Below are 19192 nucleotides of genomic sequence, written 5' to 3'. Positions count from 1 at the left end.
TGCGAATGAATCGCAACTAAAGTCAACGCGTTATGCAATGCATAATATGCATCTGAATTATTCAGCACCGAACCAATTTTTAAAATTATCTTTTACTTTCAGAATCTTACAGTATTTAGTAATATGCATATTTTGAAACGACAAGCTCCATACCGCATCAAGACAATTCACTTTTTATGCATAATTATCAACACATTAGAGAATTAAAATGAATTGAATAAGCATGAATATTCAAGATATCACGCTTCTCTTTTTCACGAGCGCTATATCGGGGCCTTTTCCTCGCCACAACAGTCAGAACGATGAAGCCACTGAACGCAATTCCTTGCCATAATTTGATTCTCGAAACATCTCATGCTATCAGCCATTTCGTAGCGTTCGCATACGTTCTCCATATCGATATCCGCAGAACAAGCGATCAACGGCGCAATTGCCGTTTGAGAGTGTGTGAGTCGGTGTCGCCTCCGAATTCAAGGCTACTAAGGCTCGAAACCTTGACGCCCTTCGCTTGAAAGCAAGGAAGTCAGGATGCAGTAGTCAGTAAGGAGAATGTCATAGATGCCGCACCATGGAAGCGCTGTTTCAAAGTCACATAGTCATGGCAAAAAGTCGAAAAAATCAGACCACAATCTGAGGCGCGCATTAGTCCCCACGGGCCAAGAACGCAAAGAAATGCTAAGACTTGTCGAGACCGCTTTCTGCGGAGCCGACTATGCTGGACCAATGAGCCGTATAGTTCAGGCAATAATGTCTCACTACAATATAACTCTACCTCGATGGAGGGACCTTTCAGAAAAAGAATCACTCACATTCATCCAAGCTGCAGGATATCGACAGGGTGTAAACAGAGCACACACTTTCAACATCTCAGACCAACAGCGTATCGAATGGTTGAAGAAACATGGAAACCTCACGAATGGGTTCAAAAAAGAGATCATTGAGAACCTGCGTTATCCAGCAGGAGAAAGTCTTACATACTGGTTTGTGATTGAGCCGAAGATATCGAAGGGACCAGCCGCTTCGAACTACATGGATAAGGCTGGCGAGCCGCGTCGCTTCGATGCTCACTTCGCAATCCTTGAAGACAGTTCCGAGATGGTATCAAAAATCGAGCTTGCGTGCTGGAAACGCGCCTACAAGCTAAGACCCGACGAGCACTCGACAGATAAACGACCTGGCACTAAACGGGGCCGTTCATATTTTGCGAAGGGAATTAATGGTCGTGGATGGGAATCCTATTCCCGAAAATTCATTGTTGGAACGATGGAATTGCACGCGGATGTGGTCGGGCAAAAGCCATTTGGCGCTTCGCTCCAGCTCCACAGGTCAGCAAAACAGCTTTACGATGAGTTTCGAGAATCAGTAATGGATTTGGATAGCCCATCCGAAGCGCTTCTTTCTGCCATAAACAGCGAACTCGATTTTTTGAGTAGGGCTGAAAGACTCTCCGTTCCCAAGTTCACGGCAGCCGTCCGTTTAGCCGTTGTTGGCAGCCAAGAAGGAATCATGACATCCACAGAGGCGTAGACTAACGTGAATATACAGGCCGTCAGGCCTCGAATAAGCCGCGCTGACGGCCATCACGCGGCTTTCACATAATAGGCCCTCTTTCGTCGATCAGGCCGTCAGCGGGCGTCTTCAACGTCAACTTCGAGTACCCATGCCTTAACGGTCTTGCCATCGCGCTTAAATGAGATCCTGGCGATCGGGTTTTCATCGTCGATTTTCAGAAGCTCATAAGCACCTGGCGCTTCGAATTCACACACGAGCTTGCCGGACCCTGCATTCTCGATAGTCCAGATCATCTGACTTTTCGTCATGCATACGAACGTCAGCTCATCAATCGAGCCTTTCTTGTTCGCAGCCTCGGCGGCCGTGACGCCGAAAGCGAGGATCAGCGCGGCAAATAGAAGTTTCATAGGCCGAATTCCCTAATAGCTGAAAAATATTCAGATATCTGGGTATTGCATGGACCGCAACACTCCGATTTTTCGATTTCTCAAACGAGCATTCTAGGACTGGATAAGCCTCTTGCCCGGCCGTTGGGCAAGATTGACTAGCTGCTTCAGGTCCAACGGCAGAACCAAGCTCTCGATGGCCCTCCGGCGCTGCTCGACGGTGAAGCCCCCATCTACGCCGCCATAAACGTTACCCATTCCTTTCTGAGCCTGTCCCAAGAGCGCTCGCCGCAAGTCTTCCGGCACGCCCGACGCCTTTCCCAGATCTTCGAATAGGTGACGAAAGCTGTGGAAAGACAACTTTGGACGCTTGATACCGATGGCGCTCAAGTGCGTAGAGAACCTTCGGCTCTCGTTGTCGGTGATGTTCCCGCCTCGCCTCTTTGCCATAGCGCCAAAGATCGAACGGTTCATTACCTTCTGTGCACGCAAGAATATGTCGAACCCAAGTTCTTCGAGGACCGAGTGAAGTGGAACCAGTCTATCCGACTCTTCATTTTTAAGACCACGGAGACCGTTCGGACGAATCAAGATTACACGCTGTCCAGGATCGCCATCTATATCTTTTGGCGTAAGGCCAAGCAGCTCACCTAGGCGTGCGCCAGTAAGCAAGCCGAGCAGCGGCAGGAAATACGTCCCATCGCGAATAATAAGATCGCCTTGCGCGTTACGCCTCGACCGTGACTTACATCCAGAGTATCGCGGCCCAGAGAAAAGCGCTTCTAACTCATCAACAGTGAATGGTGTGCGTGCTTTTTTGGAGCGTGTTGGCTTCTTCATTTTAAGCCGTGATGTAGAGAGATCCTTGTCTGTGTAGCCGTGATCTCGACACCAAGTCAGAAACGCACCAACGCGAATAAGAGATTGATTTACTGAAGTCGGCGACAGAGTCGGTCTCTTATGATTCATCTCTGCAACGTCACGGAGCGCACGGTCAGGAAACAGCTTAGTGACGTTGGTCGGTAAGCTTTCAAGAACGTGACGAAAATCAGAAAGGTCACTTCTCTCAAGCGAAGATATCGGCCGTCGTGGTCCGATGATCTCGGTAAAAGACCGCAGATGCGCCGTCGCCTTTTGTACGTTCTTGGTCCCGGTGGTCGAAGCGACCTCACGTTGGATGTACTCCGTCGCGAGTTCTCCAACTGTTCTTGCCTGTGGCAGAGCATTGGCGGGAACTTTTGCCAAGTCGCCTGTCATCGAAGTTGTTGCCGGTTGTGGCCCACTTTCAAAGACAGGGTCCGCAACTCCTTTCCAAACATCGCCTTTGAGCCTTGCAACCGTGCGAGTAACCAACTCGACATTCGCTCGAAGCAACAAATCACAAAGCTGATTGATCGTGTCTTTGGACGGGTCTGTTACGCCGACTTTCTGCAACATTTCAATCGCGTCTTCGGCCACCAAACCGATATCATGCACTTCGAACGCCAAGGTCCGGGCGCCGTCTAACTGCTTCTTGGATCTTGCGACAGCCCGCTGTCTGTCACTTGGGTCGTTAGGGCGGAAAGAAGCCAAGACGCGATCCTCTTCTTCTATCGCCTCAGCCAGCCATCGACGTGCGAGCTCTTGGATCTCAGCTGCAGTCAGAGACTGATGCTCCCGGACTTCACGCAAGAATCTCTCCCATGCTGCTGATAGCAGCCTTGCCAATCGGCGGGCAGTCTGCTGACTGCACCTCCCCAGAGATCTGACTACCTCACGCTTACCCATGCGTCTGCGGAGGTCCCTAGGCACAACAGCCCTAAAACGCCAGCCGTTGCCTCGCCTCTGAAGGCGGTCGCTGACCTTTCTGCTGTACCCGTTTTCACGACTCTGCTGTACCTCAGAAGCCGCCCTACCGTCAGCTTGCGGCAATTCTGATTTGTATTCAATATCTTGGGGGATATTTTGGTGGAGCCGAGGAGGATCGAACTCCCGACCTTCGCATTGCGAACGCGACGCTCTCCCAGCTGAGCTACGGCCCCACCGAAGCCGGAGAAAAATATGCCCCGGCACGGTGGAGACAGATAATCGAAGCAACTGAGCGATGCAAGGGCAAAGCGCCCCATATCAGGGGCTTTGCAAATGCCGGAACCCGTCCCATATAAGCAGGGTTAAAATGAGCAGCGCCAAGCGCTTGCCGTACGCGCGACCGGACGGTACGGTTCGTCGCGCCGCACATCCCTGAAGGACGGAAACTCGCACATGCTGTCGTTGCTGAATCTCGTTAGTACAGTCATCCAGCTCTATATTTACGCGCTTTTCATCTTCATCATCATGGGATGGCTGGTGCAGTTCAACGTGATCAATTCGCAGAACCGGTTTGTCTATCTGGTGATGGACTTCCTCTATCGCGTGACCGAACCGCTGCTGCGGCCGATCCGGAACGTCCTGCCGAACCTCGGCGGCCTTGATATCTCGCCGATTGTCCTGGTTCTCGGCCTGAGTTTTCTCCGCAGCCTGATGTGGGAATATTTCGGCTAGGACTCCGCACCAAATGACCGCCCTGCCCTTCCAGCCAGTTGCCGAAGGGTTGCGTCTGCGGGTCCGCCTGACGCCCAATGCATCGCGCGACGGGATCGGTAGTGTCGCCATGGATGCGGAAGACGTCGCATGGCTGACAGCCACCGTCACCTTCGCTCCCGAGAATGGCCGCGCCAACAAGGCCCTGATCAAGATGCTGGCGAAAAGCTGGAAGCTTCCGAAAAGCAGCATTGATGTCCGGTCCGGCACGACGCAGCGGCGCAAGACCCTGCTGATCGCCGGAGACGGAGCGGCCCTGGCGGCACAACTGGAAGACTGGCTCGCACAACACGCGCCCGGCTAATAGAGATTTCGGGCAATAGAGGGAAACACCCCATGGGCACTGCCGCACTGATCGACGGAAAGGCCTTCGCGGCCGGGCTGCGGGAACGCATCGGCGCCGCCATCGCGGATCTGAAATCCAAACACGGCGCCGTCCCCGGCCTTGCCGTGGTGTTGGTCGGCGAAGACCCGGCGAGCCAGGTCTATGTCCGCAACAAGGGCAAGCAGACAATCGAGAGCGGCATGGCTTCGTTCGAGCACAAGCTCAACGTCTCCACCAGCCAGGAGAGCTTGCTGAAACTGATCGCGGACCTGAATGCCGATCCGGCGGTTGATGGCATCCTGGTGCAGCTTCCCCTGCCCGACCATATCGATGCCCAGGCCGTGCTTGACACCATCGCGCCGGAAAAAGACGTCGACGGCTTCCATGTCGTCAATGCCGGCCGTCTGGCCACCGGCGGCGACGCGCTGGTGCCCTGCACCCCGCTCGGCTGCCTGCTGCTGCTGCGCGACCAGTTGGGCGACCTGACCGGCAAACATGCCGTCATCGTCGGTCGCTCCAACATTGTCGGCAAGCCGATGGCCGCCCTGCTCCTGCGCGAGAGCTGCACCGTCACTGTTACCCATTCCCGGACAAAGGACCTGCCAGCGGAATGCCGCCGGGCCGATATTCTGGTCGCCGCTGTCGGGCGACCGGAGATGGTCAAGGGAGACTGGGTGAAGCCGGGCGCGACAGTGATCGACGTCGGCATCAACCGGATCGACGCGCCTGAGAAAGGCGAAGGCAAGACCCGGCTGGTCGGCGATGTCGATTTCGCCAGCGCGTCGGAGGTTGCCGGTGCCATCACCCCGGTGCCGGGCGGTGTCGGCCCGATGACCATCGCCTGCCTGCTGCGCAATACCGTTGAAGCTGCCTGCCGCCGCCATGGCTGGGATATGCCGGCTCTCTGATTCGGGCCTTGTTGGCTCAGGTATTGGGCTTGGCCGCGTAGCGGATCACGCCCTTCGCCTCGGCCAGCGGGACAGGCTTACCCTTGCGCAGCGCCACCAGGGTACCTTCAGCTTCGAGCACCACCGCGACCCGCTCGATCTGCCTGAGCAGCGCGCGCCAGGCCGGTTTCGATCCGCCCGGATCGCCGCCCGCTGCCGTACCGATCTGGTTTGGAGACAGCCGGCCATCTCCCTCGGCCGTGCGAAGCATCTCGCACATCAGCTTTTTCAGGCTTTCGTCATCCATCTTTGCATCCTGACCGGCTACACTTATATGCCTGTGATGACCTGAAACTGGCGAGCCGTCCACCACAAGAGTCGGGCGCTGCGGAGACTAACTGCATTGGGAGCGGTATGACTGGAAGTCTGGACACACTCTTTGCCGCCGTCGTGGTTTTTGTCGGCGGGCATTTCCTGCTCGGCTGGCCGAGTATCCGCGCCGCGCTGATAGAACAGATCGGCACCAACCGGTTCCGTGGCATGTTCTCGCTTGCCGCCGGTGTTGCCATGGTCTGGATGGTCATGGCCTATGGCAATGCCCCCTATGTGACACTCTGGGAGCCCCCGCTCTGGACCCGCTGGATTCCGAATGTCGTGATGCCGTTCGCTGCGATCCTGCTGGTCTGCGGTTACAACCCGTTCAGCCCCACAGCCATGATGGCCGAAGATGATTTCGATGATCCGCATCTGGTACGGGGCATCCTGACGGTGACACGCCATCCGGTTATGATGGCCATCGGCCTCTGGGCACTGGCACACCTGACCGTGCGCGGCGATGTCGCCTCAATGCTGCTGTTCGGCGGCATGGCCGTGCTGGCTTTCGGCGGCATGGTGAAGATCGACACCAAGAAACGGGCCGAGTTCGGGGCCAAATGGGCCCCGTTCGAACTCACCACTTCCGTGCTGCCGTTTCGGGCCATCCTTGAAGGCCGGACAAAGCTCGACTGGAAAGGCATTGGCTGGCTCCGCCTTGGCGGCGGGCTGGCGCTCTGGGCCGTTCTGCACGGCGCCCACCCCTATTTCGCAGGCGTCAGTGCGGTTCCGATGTAAACATCGGTTCCGGCCCGATCAACCGACCTCGTATTTGCCCCGCGTCAGCAGGAGCAGCAGCGTGAACATCACCGGCACGGTACAAAGAGCCGGAATGATGATGCCCGGATAGCCGAACAGGATCGCTGACAGGATCCAGAGCAGCCCACAATTGATGAGGAAATAGGTGAAGGCCGACGCGCCTCCCGTTCGCAAATCACGAACCATCCAGCCGACGAACGGAACAGAGTAGAAAAGGTTCAACACAATCAAAATCCTCGATAGATGGCCATTTCGGCTTATCGCCGTCAAGCCACTTGCCTAGTCGAGAATGCTGCATCGCAGCAATGTGCGATTTTGACGCTGGTCAGTTTTGTCGCGGCGTGCCGAGCGCGACTGCAATTCCCGCACCGAGACGGGCATTGGCCCGAACCAGCGCGATATTCGTCGTCAGGCTGGCGCCGCCGGTCGCGGCCCGGATCTGCGACAGAAGATACGGCGTCACCTGTTTGCCTGTGGCACCGGTCCGTTTCGCCTCGAACAGGGCGTCGTCGATGATCCGCTCCATTGTCGCCCGGTCGAGGGCATGCTCTTCCGGCACCGGGTTGGCGATCAGCATGCCGGTCTCGAGTCCGAGATCCCGGCCCGCACGCCAGGCGGCGGCAATCTCTTCGGGGCTGTCGAGGCGCAGCGGCACGCGCAACCCGCTGTTGCGGCAGAAAAAAGCCGGAAATTCGTCCGTGCCAAAGCCGATCACCGGCACGCCCTTCGTCTCCAGGACCTCCAGCGTCTTTGGCAAGTCCAGAATGGATTTCGCCCCGGCGGAAATTACCATCACCGGGGTCCGGGCCAACTCGTCCAGATCGGCGGAAATATCGAAATCCAGTTCGGCCCCGCGATGCACACCGCCAATCCCGCCGGTCGCAAAGACCTCGATCCCAGCTCTGGCAGAAAGGATCATGGTGGCGGCGACCGTGGTGCCGCCAGTCCAGCCCTTGGAGAGCGCCACACCGAGATCGCGGCGGGAGAGCTTCACCGCATCGTCCATGGAACAAAGCCGCACCAGGTCCGATGTCGACAGGCCTATGTGGGCGGTCCCGTCCAGCACGGCGATGGTCGCAGGAACCGCTCCCGCATTCCGGATTTCCGCCTCAATCTCCTGACCAATATGAAGATTGTCCGGTTTCGGCAAGCCGTGGGTCAGGATGGTGCTTTCAAGCGCGACGACCGGGCGACCGTCGGACAAGGCCGTTTCAACCTCTGCTGAGAAGATTAAACCGGTCACACTCTCTCCCTTCGCCATCCTGGACCCGATCCGGGATCCACGGATCATAGAGCGACAAACGCCATCCGTGGATCCCGATTTTCATCGGGATGACAACCGGGGGCAAGATGCCCGCGGGAGAGAGTTATCCCTGCAGCATCTTGTTCAGACGCAGGCGCAGCGCGTTCAGCTTGATGAAGCCTGCAGCGTCCTTGTGATCGTAGGTGCCGGAGCCTTCCTCGAAGGTCACGATATCTTCTGAATAGAGGCTGCGGTCCGCCTTCCGGCCGGTGCAGGTGACGTTGCCCTTGTAGAGCTTCATCCGCACGGTGCCTGTGACGTTGCGCTGGCTGTGATCGATCGCGGCCTGCATCATCTCGCGCTCCGGCGAGAACCAGAAGCCATTATAGATCAGCTCGGCATAGCGCGGCATCATCTCGTCCTTGAGGTGCGCCATACCGCGATCGAGAGTCAGGCTTTCCATTGCCCGGTGGGCATGGTGCATGATTGTGCCGCCCGGGGTCTCGTAGACGCCACGGTTCTTCATGCCGACGAAACGGTTCTCGACCAGGTCGAGCCGCCCGATGCCGTTGCTCCCGCCATATTCGTTGAGCGCGGTCAACAGGGTCGCCGGCGACATACGCTCGCCATTGATCGCCACCGGATCGCCATGCTCGAAGTCGATCTCGATCTCGGTCGCCTTGTCCGGCGCATTTTCCGGCGAGACCGTGCGCTGGAAGACATACTCTTCCGGCGCGTCCCACGGATCTTCCAGCACCTTGCCCTCGGAAGAGGAGTGCAGCAGGTTCGCATCGACGGAGAACGGCGCTTCGCCGCGCTTGTCCTTGGCGATCGGAATCTGGTGCTTCTCGGCAAACTCGATCAGCTTGGTGCGGGAAGTGAGATCCCATTCACGCCATGGGGCGATGATCTTGATGTCCGGCTGCAGCGCGTAATAGCTAAGCTCGAAACGAACCTGGTCGTTGCCCTTGCCCGTGGCGCCGTGGGAGACGGTGTCAGCACCGACTTCCTTGGCGATCTCGATCTGGCGCTTGGAGATCAGCGGCCGGGCGATCGAGGTGCCGAGCAGATAGGTGCCTTCATAGAGCGCGTTGGCACGGAACATCGGGAAAACATAGTCGCGCACGAATTCCTCGCGCAGATCCTCGACATAGATTTCCTTGATGCCCATCATGCGGGCCTTCTCGCGCGCCGGCTCGACATCCTCTCCCTGCCCCAGATCGGCAGTAAAGGTGACAACCTCGCAATTATACGTGTCCTGCAGCCAGCGCAGGATGACGGAGGTATCGAGGCCGCCGGAATAGGCCAGCACAACTTTTTTGACGCTCTCGGACATGGGTTCGCCTTGACGGTAGAGGGCCCGGCGGGGCCCGTGAAACACAAGCGGGGCGCGGCTAAGAGGCCGCTGCACCACCAACGGCGCGGGAGTATAGGCAAACTGTCATGATCGGCAAGGAAAAGGCCGATCCAAAGACGCGGCATTGTGACCTGAAACCCGGAAATTTTGCCCTATATCAGAGAATGAGCGATGTTGTGAGCAAAGGGAGCTGATTTATGAGCACGGAACGAGAAACCGCCCTCCTCGCCGGAGGCTGCTTCTGGGGCATGCAGGACCTGATCCGCAGACACCCGGGCGTCACCGCAACCCGCGTCGGTTATACCGGCGGCACGGTTGCCAACCCAACCTACGAGGATCTGAAGACCGGCAAGAGCGGCCATGCGGAATCCATCCAGATCCAGTTCGATCCGGCGGAGACAAGCTACCGAGATATCCTGGCGCTGTTCTTCCAGATCCATGACCCGACCACAGCAGACCGCCAGGGCAACGACCGCGGCCCGCAATACCGCTCCGCGATCTTTTACCTGTCGGAGGATCAGAAGAAGGTGGCCGAGGACACCATCGCCGATGTCGAGGCCTCCGGCCTGTGGCCCGGCAAGGTAGTGACGGAAGTCACCCCTGCAGGCGACTTCTGGGACGCCGAACCCGCGCACCAGGATTACCTCCTCCGCGTCCCGCACGGCTACACCTGCCACTTCCCGCGCCCGAACTGGGTCCTGCCGAAGCGGTCAGCGAGCATGGCGGCGGGGCAGTAATCCTACGCCGACCGTCTACGGTTGACAGCACACCAAGGATGACATGCAGAATCAAAAAAGGCCGCTCCAAAGAGCGGCCTTTTCCGTAACTCTGCGGTCCCGGTTTAACGGGAGTAGAACTCGACCACGAGGTTCGGTTCCATGTGAACCGGATACGGGACGTCTTCCAGCTTCGGAATGCGGGTGAAGGTGCCGCGCTTCTTGTCGAGGTCGACATCCATGTAGTCCGGAATGTCGCGCTCGTTCGACTGAGCGGCTTCGATCACCATCGGCATCTCGCGGGACTTTTCCTTAAGCTCGACGACATCGCCTTCCTTGACCATGTAGGACGGAATGTTGACGCGCTTGCCATTCACCATCACGTGGTTGTGGCTGACGGCCTGACGTGCAGCGAACACGGTCGGCACGAACTTCATGCGGTAGACAACGGCGTCCAGGCGGCACTCCAGAATACCAACGAGGTTCTCGCCGGTATCACCGCGGCGCCGGACCGCTTCTGCAAAATACTTACGGAACTGCTTCTCACCGATATTGCCGTAGTAGCCTTTCAGCTTCTGCTTCGCCATGAGCTGAATGCCGAAGTCGGACGGCTTGCGGCGGCGCTGACCGTGCTGGCCCGGGCCATATTCGCGGTCATTGAACGGAGACTTCGCGCGGCCCCAGAGATTGACGCCAAGGCGCCGGTCAATTTTATGCTTCGAGTTAAGGCGCTTGCCCATAACCCATCTCCTTTAGTTTTCTTCATTTTGTCCCGATAGTGCCCATGACTTTTGAGAGCCTTGGGCCGGGGACCGACGGCTTATCCGCCTGCCCCACGTTCTCGGGAATTGAGGCGCGCACTATAAGGATCGCGGCCCTCAAGTCAAGCACCGGAACGGATGCTGTAACGAGGCGGTGCACTGCGGGATGGAACCGGATAAAACGCAGCACGTTATAAGCTTAACCGAGCAACGCAGCCAAAGAAGGATATCAGCGCATGGACTGGATTCTGGACCCCGCGATCTGGGCAAGCCTAGCGACACTGACGGCGCTGGAAATCATTCTCGGCATCGACAACATCATCTTCGTCTCGATCGTCGCCGAGACCCTGCCTGAAGCCCAGCGGCCCATGGCCCGGCGGATCGGCCTTGGGCTGGCGCTTATCCTGCGGCTGGTGATGCTTTCGGCGCTCGCCTGGATCGTCGGCCTGACGGCACCTCTGGCGGACATCCAGGGCTTCACGCTGTCCTGGCGCGATCTCATCCTGCTGCTCGGCGGGCTGTTCCTGCTCTACAAGGGCACGCACGAAATTCACAATTCGGTCGAGGGCGAAAATGGAGAGACAAAGGCAAAGGTCAGCGCCGGGTTCGCGGGCGTGATCGGCCAAATCATCGTGCTCGACCTCGTCTTCTCCATCGATTCCGTGATCACTGCCGTCGGCATGGTCGACGATCTGGGCGTCATGATCGCCGCCGTCGTCATTGCCATGGCAGTGATGATCGCCGCCGCCAGCCCGATCGCCAGCTTCATCGAGAAGCACCCGACCACCAAGATGCTGGCCCTCAGCTTCCTGATGCTGGTCGGCGTCGCGCTGGTCGCCGACGGGCTGCATTTCCACATCCCGCGCGGGTACATCTACTTCGCGGTGTTCTTCTCGGCCGCAGTGGAAGTGCTCAACCTGGTGGCCAGGGACAGGCGCAAAAATACCGTGTAACCGCCAGCGGCAACGAAGCCGGACTATAAGCCCGCGCCGGCTTCGCTTTCCGAGAACTTACGGGTCAACTCGACTTCCCGGCGGACAATGATCTCCACGAGCCGCCGCATCGTTGGCTCCATATTCTCGAGTATGAACTTGAACCTGCTGGCCGATATATGGACCACGACCGACGGTTCAACCGCGCGAACGGAGGCCGAGCGGTTCGGGTTGTCCTCCCCCATGACCAACGCGTACTCGCCGATGATGTTGTCAGGACCAACCTGCGCGATCACCCTTTCTTCGCCATTGACTGTCCGGAAGACCTCGAGACATCCCTCGATCACAAGGTAGGCTGCATCGGCCTTGTCACCTTCATGGAACAGCGTCGCCCCCTTCCCGGCCCCGGGCTTCAGGACAACGCGCCTGACGCTTCCTTCGTCATCGCTTCCGAAAAACAGGCTGAGCAGAGATTTCCCGTCGATGCTTTGTGACGGATGGCCTAGTCCGATATTGAAGAGAAATACCGGAAGAAAAAGCCCCGCGCCGACAAAAAACGAGACCACTGCCACAACGATCCGCATCGCGGCCGATGTCGCCCTGGTATATTCAAGGCAGTATTCAGCTTTCGTGTTCCAGGGTGGCGGCGCAGGCTTTTTGTTCCGCACTGGCCGAGCCCTGGGAAACTCCAGAACTTTCTCGTTGAAATGGTTCTGGCAGCGATCCCGAATGTCCAACTCAACCACGCTGAGCCCCGTGACATCCGGTTTCAGCGCTTTCTCAATCACTGCCTCAGTGAAATATCGCTCGTGCGGCGCGTCATTCAAAACCGCGAGTGAAATCCCAGTCGAGACCAGACCGGCGAGAAGAGCGCAACTGCCTGCGTTGAAGCGACGTTCTGTCGGAATTTCGGACCACCAGTCCCGCACCATCGCAAATGGCCCGGCGGCGATCGAGAGGTGCGCGGAAGGCGACCTGCGATGAATAAAGTGCAACACCCAGATCAGCGTTACCGTCAGCAGCGCCGGGGCGATGCCCCAGAGCAGGTTCTCTTCGACGGACAGACGGAAGTTCATTCGCCCGTTTTGATAGGCTTCTATCGCAGCGGACATTCCCACGAGTCCTAGAACTGCTCCTGCATAAGCCACGATCACGAAAACCAAAAGGAGACGCCAACGGAACATCGTCACCCTGCCATGCAGTTGGAAGGCGATCCATTTCAGCCCGAGCATCAGTACAATCGGAACGATGTAAACGGCGACGGCGAATCCACCCCATTTAGCCGGCGTCTTGAGTTCAACCCAATCGATATTTTTCCAGTCTTCGAACGCGAAAAACCTTTCGAATCCGAAAAATTTTTGACCCCACGCCCAATTTTCGAAAACGCCTGGCAACCAAGTCAGGAACATAAGACCGACCAGTGTCCCGACGAAGGCCGTCAAAGAGACCGTAAGGATCAAGGCGGCAACAGTGTTCAATGGGTCCGGCGCGAAATTCCGGTCTTCGTCTTCATACGCGCCAAGTGCCTGCGCCGCGGCCCAGATTTCCTCCTCTTTATCGCTGCGGGAGATCAGAAAATACGCCGTGAGGTGGACAATCCTGTCCTGAAAACCAACGAGGGCGTCGAGCATTCCCCTCCATGCATCCGCATCCTCCGAGCGAACTTTGTCAGTGATCAGATACATCCCCGCCAGTTCGTCATAGCGCAATTGGACTTCTTTCCATTTAGTATTCGGGTCGATGAAGAAAGAGCGGTTGCCAGATAGTTTCGCGCTGTCGTGTAGAAACAAGTACAAATGGGAAATCATCGACCATCGGTAAGCTGGCGAGTTTCTGTTCTGTATCGCCAGCTCCTGCGCCGTGACGTGCTTTACAGGGTCACTGATCTTCGCCGCATTGATCAGTCTGTTCCCCGCCACATCGGAAATGCTGAGATTGGCGAGACCGTGCGCAATCTCGTCGACACGGTCGGGTACAGCCGCGAGCTTGCAGAAAATAAAACGGAAATGCTTGAAAGGATTGATCTTGAAATCATTCGTCAGCAGCAGGCTCGTGATCCCGAAACTGATCGTGAAAACAGCAATTTGCTCCGCATCGTCGGACATCTTCCAGTCGATTTCGGCGTATTGCAGGAAATCCGTCAAAAGGCCTCGGAACTCATCCAACAAGACCAGAGCCAGAAATAATCCAGCCGCCAGCGCGACATACAACCAAAGGCCGATTTGATACGGCCCCTGTCGCATCAGAAAGCGGGGAGGGAAAACCAGTCTGTCGTCTTGTTCGTGTTGATTCGCGAACGACTTGTGAGCGAGAAGGCAAACGGTGGGCAGAAATGCTGCGTACAAGAACCAACTGGCGACAATTTGTGAAAGCCTGTCCGCTCCAGACGGTTTTGCGTCCTGACTAGCCACTGATACCGCCTGTTCAGCCAGTTGGGCGCCCGCCTCTCCCGAGATAAGTACAATAATCCCCGAGAAACAAACGACTTGAACGATTTTGCGGTATTCAATCATCCGGTTACTCTCTTTATTCGGGAAACTATTTTTTTAGTTTTCCCTTATAAGAGGTAATTCAGAATGCATTATGATGTCAATTAGTAGAAAATCTGGGTGATTTTCCTCACGACACTTCGTCCCGGATTGCCTGTTGAAGGATCTGCCGGGAGACCTAGTCAGAGCGGTCTTTCTTTTTCAGCAGCGTGCTGACCACGCCATGCATCGTCCGCACATCCTGATCCGTCATTTGAGCCCGGTTGAAGATATTGCGGATGTTGCGGCGGATGGTCGGCGCGAGGGTTTCGGGAAACAGGAAGCCCCCCTCGTACAGCTCGTCTTCCAGGCGGTTCAGGAAATACTCCCTGTCCTCGACGCTGGCGGGATCGCTTTGGCCGCTCAGGATATGATCCGGGGTCTCGTCCCCCGCCTGATACCATTCGTAGCCAAGCAGAAGGACCGCCTGCGCGAGATTGAGCGAGGAGAAGGCCGGGTTCAGCGGTACATGCACGATGGCATCGGCCAGAGCCACCTCGTCATTCTCCAGCCCTGACCGCTCCGGCCCGAACAAGAGACCGCCCCGATGGCCGCTACCGATATGGCGCTTCATTTCCGCCGCACCCGCACGGGGCGTAAAGGCGCGCTTCACCTGATCCCGGCTCCTGGCCGTGGTTGCCAAAACCAGCTTGAGATCGGCAATCGCGTCTTTCGTGGTCTCGAAGACTTTGACATTTTCCAGGACTGTGACGGCGCCGGCCGCCATTGATTCCGCCTTCGGATTCGGCCAGCCGTCACGCGGAGCCACCAGCCGCATCTCTTCAAGCCCACAATTCAGCATGGCCCGCGCGGCGGCACCGATATTCTCTCCCAATTGTGGGCGCACGAGAATGACAACCGGCGCATCCGCATCACCGCGGGCGCCCGCCTTGCTCTTATCTGTTCCAGCCATGGCTCAGGCGTCGACCTTCGCGGCGGTTCCGGATTTGAGCAGCCGGTAGTTCAGGCTGTCGGAAAGCGCCATTATTGACGCGTCGATGATATTGGCTGAGACGCCGACCGTTCGCCACGTGGAGCCGTCCGGCGCGGCGCTTTCGATCATCACCCGGGTCACCGCGTCCGTACCGTCGCTGTTCGGCGGCGGCGGAAGGATACGCACCTTGTAGTCCATCAGCTTCACGTCATCGATGTTCCGGTAAGCGGTGCTCAGAGCCTTGCGAATGGCAAGATCGAGCGCGTTGACCGGACCGTTACCGACCGCGACTTCGTGCAGGCGCTGACCGGCAACCACGACGGTGGCTGTCGCCTCGGACTCGATCACCGTCTGCCCCTTCGCGTTGAAGCGGCGTTCATCCATTACCCGGAACCGCTCTATGGAGAAGTAATCCGGCACAGACTCAACGGTCCTGCGCGCCAGCAATTCAAAGCTGGCCTCCGCGGTGTCGAAGGAATAGCCGAGGAATTCCTTCTCTTTCACATCCTCGACCAGACGCTGGATCTTCGGGTTTTTCGGGTCGATCTCAACCCCGATCTCGGCAAAGCGGGCAAGAATGTTCGAGCGACCCGCCTGATCGGAGACCAGAATATGGCGCTGGTTCCCGACCAGCTCCGGATCGATATGCTCATAAGTCTTCGGGTCTTTCTGGACCGCCGAAACGTGCAGACCGCCCTTATGAGCGAAGGCCGCGTCGCCGACAAAGGCCGCATGCGGGTTCGGCGACCGGTTCAGACGGTCATCCAGCATCCGTGACAGCTTCTTCAGCTGCTTCATGCCCTTCGCGTCGACGCCGGTCTCGTAACCCATTTTAAGGCCTAGGATTGCCGTCAGGGTGACGATGTTTGCATTCCCGCAGCGCTCGCCAAGACCGTTGATCGTACCCTGCACCTGCCGCGCTCCGGCCCGCACAGCCGCCAGCGTATTGGCCACCGCATTCTCGGTGTCGTTATGCGTGTGGATGCCGATATGACTGCCAGGCACCACCTTGATGACCTCTGTGACGATCTGCTCGACCTCATGCGGCAGCGCGCCGCCATTGGTGTCGCAAAGCACGACCCAGCGCGCACCGGATTCATAGGCTGCCGTTACGCAGGACAGCGCATATTCCGGATTGGCCTTGTAGCCATCGAAGAAATGCTCGCAATCGAACATGGGCTCGAAACCGCGTTTGATCGCCAGGGCCATGCTGTCGCGGATCATCTGGACATTTTCGTCCCGTTCGATCTCAAGGGCGACATCGACGTGAAAATCCCATGTCTTGCCAACCAGACACGCCGCACCCGCTTTCGAGCCGAGCACACCGGCAAGCCCCGGATCATTCTCCGCACTGCGCCCAGGACGCCGCGTCATGCCAAAAGCAACAAGGGTTGCCCGCTCCAGTTTCGGCGGATCGGCAAAAAACCGGTCATCGGTGGGATTGGCGCCCGGCCAGCCTCCCTCGACGTAATCTATCCCAATCTCGTCCAGAGCGCGTGCAATCGCAATCTTGTCCGCCGGCGTAAAATCGACGCCGCGGGTTTGCTGTCCGTCTCTGAGTGTCGTGTCGAAAAGATAGATACGATTGTCCGTCATGGGCCCGATCCTGTTATGCGTGACGGTGTTTTAGCATTGCCGCGATGGCTGGCACAAAGGCATTAGCCCGGCAGGACTGAACAACGACCTCAACAGGTGACGCCCATGGCTCACGATTGGTGAACCCGCCTCGGAAATCAGCCCTAAATTTATTGAATTTAATTAGCGTTTTAACTTAAAATTATTCACATCTCGGTATGAGTACACCTACCAGTTCAGACCCTCTGCAACCCTGTGAGTGCACCATTGCGAGACGACCATTTCATTTACGCATCCTTGGCCCCCACGGATCCAAAATTACAGAGATTACTGCCGGATCCGCGCGGCTACACCTTGCACAACTATGCGATCTCCGCCGTCCGCAATGCAGACCTCGACAGCAACCATTTCATCCATCCGCAGCATCGCTGTCTGGTGGACTGGTTCAAATCGAAATACCGCGATGACATAAACGGGGTTTTCTACAAACGGTTCGATCCGCTCGACGTCAAGCCAGCGCTCGGGACTATTGTCGTATTGGAGCCGACGGACAATTACGCGAATTATCGCTATCGGCTTTACGGCTCACAGGTGGTCGATACCTATGGAGCCGATCTCACCGGGCGCACCAGCGAGGAATTGAATACGGAATCGACGCGTAATGTGCGGCCGCAATATCAGGCGGCCGCACGCAACAACATCACTGTCTATACCGAGCACGACAAGAAACGAACTCATGAGCTGGACAAGATCGCCCGCTGGGACCGCTGGTCCCGCCTGATCCTTCCGCTCGTCGACAAGGACGCGACGGTGAAACGAATTCTCGTCAGCATGGTCGCCACCGAGATTCCCTTCAACAGCGTCTGAGACCAGGCTAGGGCTTAACAGCCTAGCCGCGCCGCCAAGCCGTCCCGCCCGCGCCATCCTCCAGCACGATACCGGCCTCGGCAAGCTGATCGCGGACACGATCAGCCTCGGCGAAATCCTTTTCCTTCCGTGCCTCGATGCGGCGTGCGACCAGCGCCTCGATGTCGGCATCGCTGAGGCTTTCCCCCGCGTCGGACGACCACCGGAACCAGGCATCCGGATCGCTGCCGAAGAGCCCCATCAGCTCACCCGATGCTTTCAGCTTGGCCTGCGCCTTCGCCTTCTTGCGCCGGGTCGGCGCCTTGTTGGCTTCTGTCGCAAGCACATGCAGACGGGCAATCGCAAGCGGCGTGTTGAGATCATCTGCCAGTGCATCGACCAGATGCCGATCAGGTTTCGAGTCGGGAAGCTCGTCCACCTCCACATTGCGCAGCACCAGATAGAACCGGTCGAGCGCGGCTTTCGCTTCTCTCAGGCCGTCCTTGGAGAAATCCATCGGCGCCCGATAGTGGGTGGACAGCAGATGATAGCGGATCACCTCGCCCTGCCAGTCCTTCAGCAAGTCGTTGACGGTGTAGAAGTTGCCAACGGACTTGGACATCTTCTCGCCTTCGACGGTGACGAAGCCGTTATGCACCCAATAGCGTGCCATCCGGTCGGTACCGAAGGCGCAGCAGCTCTGGGCGATCTCATTCTCGTGGTGCGGGAAGATCAGGTCGAGCCCGCCGGCGTGGATGTCGAACTCCTCGCCAAGATAGCGCGCGCTCATGGCCGAGCATTCGATATGCCAGCCGGGCCGGCCATATCCCCATGGGCTTTCCCAGCCCGGTGTTTCTTCGTCCGACGGCTTCCAGAGTATGAAATCGGCCGGATCTTTCTTGTACGGCGCCACCTCGACACGGGCACCCGCTATCAGCTCATCCCGGTTCCGGCGGGACAACTCGCCATACTTCTCCATGGACGGCACGCTGAAGAGGACGTGACCATCCGCAGCATATGCGTGGCCCTTTTCGATCAGTACGCTGATCATCTCGATCATGCCGGCGACATTCTCCGTCGCACGCGGCTCGACCGACGGCGGCAACGCTTGCAGCTCGGCCATATCAGCCCGGTAGATGTCGGCGGTGCCGTCCGTCAGCTCCCGGATGCTTATGCCGGACTCCTTGGCCCGTGCGTTGATCTTGTCGTCGATGTCCGTGATGTTGCGGACATAGAGCACATGCTCTTCGCCGTAGACGAGACGCAGCAGCCGGAACAGCATATCGAAAGCGACGACAGGCCGCGCATTGCCGATATGAGCATAATCATAAACGGTCGGCCCGCATGCATAGAGCCGCACGTTCGACGGGTCGATCGGCTCGAAGGTTTCTTTCTGACGCGTCAGCGTATTGTGCAATTTAATGGTCATGGCGGACATCGCGCGGGCTTCCGTTTCGCGTGGAATGGGGACTATTTAAGGGAACCGGGCAGAGCCGGTCC

The 19192-nt window shown here is 57.7% G+C and carries 19 protein-coding genes and 1 tRNA gene; 8 read left to right on the top strand and 12 right to left on the bottom strand.

All coding sequences use genetic code 11. The annotated features are described in order from the left end of the window. Positions 1-672 precede the first annotated feature (672 nt). Positions 673-1527: a hypothetical protein gene (locus tag VOI22_RS03265; RefSeq protein WP_323795152.1), complete on the top strand. Its 855-nt coding sequence runs from the start codon at positions 673-675 to the stop codon at positions 1525-1527. Between the two features lie 98 nt (positions 1528-1625). Here the strand turns inward: VOI22_RS03265 and VOI22_RS03260 are convergent, their stop codons facing one another. The 3 genes from VOI22_RS03260 to VOI22_RS03250 form a co-directional block, all read right to left on the bottom strand. Further along, positions 1626-1919 carry a hypothetical protein gene (locus VOI22_RS03260; RefSeq protein ID WP_323795151.1) on the bottom strand — a complete coding sequence of 98 codons (294 nt, stop codon included), beginning with the start codon at positions 1917-1919 and terminating at the stop codon, positions 1626-1628. A gap of 93 nt (positions 1920-2012) precedes the next feature. Further along, on the bottom strand, positions 2013-3809 hold the full coding sequence (locus VOI22_RS03255; protein WP_323795150.1) for a DUF6538 domain-containing protein: 1797 nt from the start codon (positions 3807-3809) through the stop codon (positions 2013-2015). Between the two features lie 34 nt (positions 3810-3843). After that, positions 3844-3919: transfer RNA gene (locus VOI22_RS03250), tRNA-Ala, on the bottom strand. A gap of 220 nt (positions 3920-4139) precedes the next feature. Between VOI22_RS03250 and VOI22_RS03245 the strand changes: the two genes are divergently transcribed. Genes VOI22_RS03245 through folD form a run of 3 tightly spaced genes read left to right on the top strand, consistent with a single transcriptional unit; the run spans position 4140 to position 5690 of the window. Continuing rightward, on the top strand, positions 4140-4418 hold the full coding sequence (locus VOI22_RS03245; RefSeq protein ID WP_028465378.1) for a YggT family protein: 279 nt from the start codon (positions 4140-4142) through the stop codon (positions 4416-4418). Positions 4419-4431: 13 nt separating this feature from the next. After that, positions 4432-4761, top strand: coding sequence for a DUF167 family protein (locus VOI22_RS03240; protein ID WP_323795149.1), 330 nt, complete (start codon positions 4432-4434; stop codon positions 4759-4761). Between the two features lie 32 nt (positions 4762-4793). Next, on the top strand, positions 4794-5690 hold the full coding sequence (gene folD, locus VOI22_RS03235) for a bifunctional methylenetetrahydrofolate dehydrogenase/methenyltetrahydrofolate cyclohydrolase FolD (protein WP_323795148.1): 897 nt from the start codon (positions 4794-4796) through the stop codon (positions 5688-5690). 16 nt (positions 5691-5706) lie between these two features. Here the strand turns inward: folD and VOI22_RS03230 are convergent, their stop codons facing one another. Beyond that, positions 5707-5976 carry a DUF3253 domain-containing protein gene (locus VOI22_RS03230; RefSeq protein WP_323795147.1) on the bottom strand — a complete coding sequence of 90 codons (270 nt, stop codon included), beginning with the start codon at positions 5974-5976 and terminating at the stop codon, positions 5707-5709. Between the two features lie 107 nt (positions 5977-6083). Between VOI22_RS03230 and VOI22_RS03225 the strand changes: the two genes are divergently transcribed. Continuing rightward, on the top strand, positions 6084-6779 hold the full coding sequence (locus VOI22_RS03225; RefSeq protein WP_323795146.1) for an NnrU family protein: 696 nt from the start codon (positions 6084-6086) through the stop codon (positions 6777-6779). Positions 6780-6797: 18 nt separating this feature from the next. Here the strand turns inward: VOI22_RS03225 and VOI22_RS03220 are convergent, their stop codons facing one another. The 3 genes from VOI22_RS03220 to VOI22_RS03210 form a co-directional block, all read right to left on the bottom strand. Next, a complete protein-coding gene (locus tag VOI22_RS03220) occupies positions 6798-7025 on the bottom strand; it encodes a hypothetical protein (protein WP_323795145.1) in 228 nt (75 codons plus the stop codon). 100 nt (positions 7026-7125) lie between these two features. Beyond that, positions 7126-8061 (bottom strand): pseudouridine-5'-phosphate glycosidase, encoded by a 936-nt coding sequence (locus VOI22_RS03215; RefSeq protein WP_416366069.1) that lies wholly within the window; start codon positions 8059-8061, stop codon positions 7126-7128. Positions 8062-8167: 106 nt separating this feature from the next. Beyond that, complete coding sequence (locus VOI22_RS03210; RefSeq protein ID WP_323795143.1) at positions 8168-9379, bottom strand: argininosuccinate synthase; 1212 nt, start codon at positions 9377-9379, stop codon at positions 8168-8170. A 218-nt stretch (positions 9380-9597) separates the two neighbouring features. On the opposite strand from VOI22_RS03210, the gene msrA reads away from it, so the two are divergent. After that, positions 9598-10137, top strand: a complete 540-nt coding sequence (msrA, locus tag VOI22_RS03205; RefSeq protein WP_323795142.1) for a peptide-methionine (S)-S-oxide reductase MsrA — start codon at positions 9598-9600, stop codon at positions 10135-10137. Between the two features lie 104 nt (positions 10138-10241). Here msrA and rpsD read toward each other — a convergent pair whose 3' ends face one another. Further along, positions 10242-10856, bottom strand: coding sequence for a 30S ribosomal protein S4 (gene rpsD / locus VOI22_RS03200; RefSeq protein ID WP_323795141.1), 615 nt, complete (start codon positions 10854-10856; stop codon positions 10242-10244). 257 nt (positions 10857-11113) lie between these two features. Between rpsD and VOI22_RS03195 the strand changes: the two genes are divergently transcribed. Next, positions 11114-11830, top strand: a complete 717-nt coding sequence (locus VOI22_RS03195) for a TerC family protein (RefSeq protein WP_323795140.1) — start codon at positions 11114-11116, stop codon at positions 11828-11830. A 23-nt stretch (positions 11831-11853) separates the two neighbouring features. On the opposite strand, the gene VOI22_RS03190 is transcribed toward VOI22_RS03195, so the two are convergent. The 3 genes from VOI22_RS03190 to cimA all read right to left on the bottom strand — a co-directional run bounded on the left by VOI22_RS03190 (position 11854) and on the right by cimA (position 16867). Beyond that, positions 11854-14322 (bottom strand): cyclic nucleotide-binding domain-containing protein, encoded by a 2469-nt coding sequence (locus tag VOI22_RS03190; protein ID WP_323795139.1) that lies wholly within the window; start codon positions 14320-14322, stop codon positions 11854-11856. 154 nt (positions 14323-14476) lie between these two features. Beyond that, the gene (locus VOI22_RS03185) at positions 14477-15250 is read right to left on the bottom strand and encodes an RNA methyltransferase (protein WP_323795138.1); all 774 of its coding nucleotides are present in this window, start codon (positions 15248-15250) and stop codon (positions 14477-14479) included. Positions 15251-15253: 3 nt separating this feature from the next. Then, entirely contained in the window at positions 15254-16867 is a 1614-nt protein-coding gene (gene cimA, locus VOI22_RS03180) for a citramalate synthase (RefSeq protein WP_323795137.1), read from the bottom strand. 333 nt (positions 16868-17200) lie between these two features. On the opposite strand from cimA, the gene VOI22_RS03175 reads away from it, so the two are divergent. Next, positions 17201-17713 (top strand): PAS domain-containing protein, encoded by a 513-nt coding sequence (locus VOI22_RS03175; RefSeq protein ID WP_323795136.1) that lies wholly within the window; start codon positions 17201-17203, stop codon positions 17711-17713. A 22-nt stretch (positions 17714-17735) separates the two neighbouring features. On the opposite strand, the gene cysS is transcribed toward VOI22_RS03175, so the two are convergent. Then, positions 17736-19121 carry a cysteine--tRNA ligase gene (cysS, locus tag VOI22_RS03170; RefSeq protein WP_323795135.1) on the bottom strand — a complete coding sequence of 462 codons (1386 nt, stop codon included), beginning with the start codon at positions 19119-19121 and terminating at the stop codon, positions 17736-17738. Positions 19122-19192 lie beyond the last annotated feature (71 nt).

Source organism: Nisaea sp., from assembly GCF_034670185.1.
In the GTDB taxonomy this organism is placed as follows: Bacteria; Pseudomonadota; Alphaproteobacteria; order Thalassobaculales; family Thalassobaculaceae; genus Nisaea.
The sequence above is the reverse complement of the archived record's forward strand: the minus strand, read 5'-3'. Positions and strand labels throughout refer to the sequence as shown.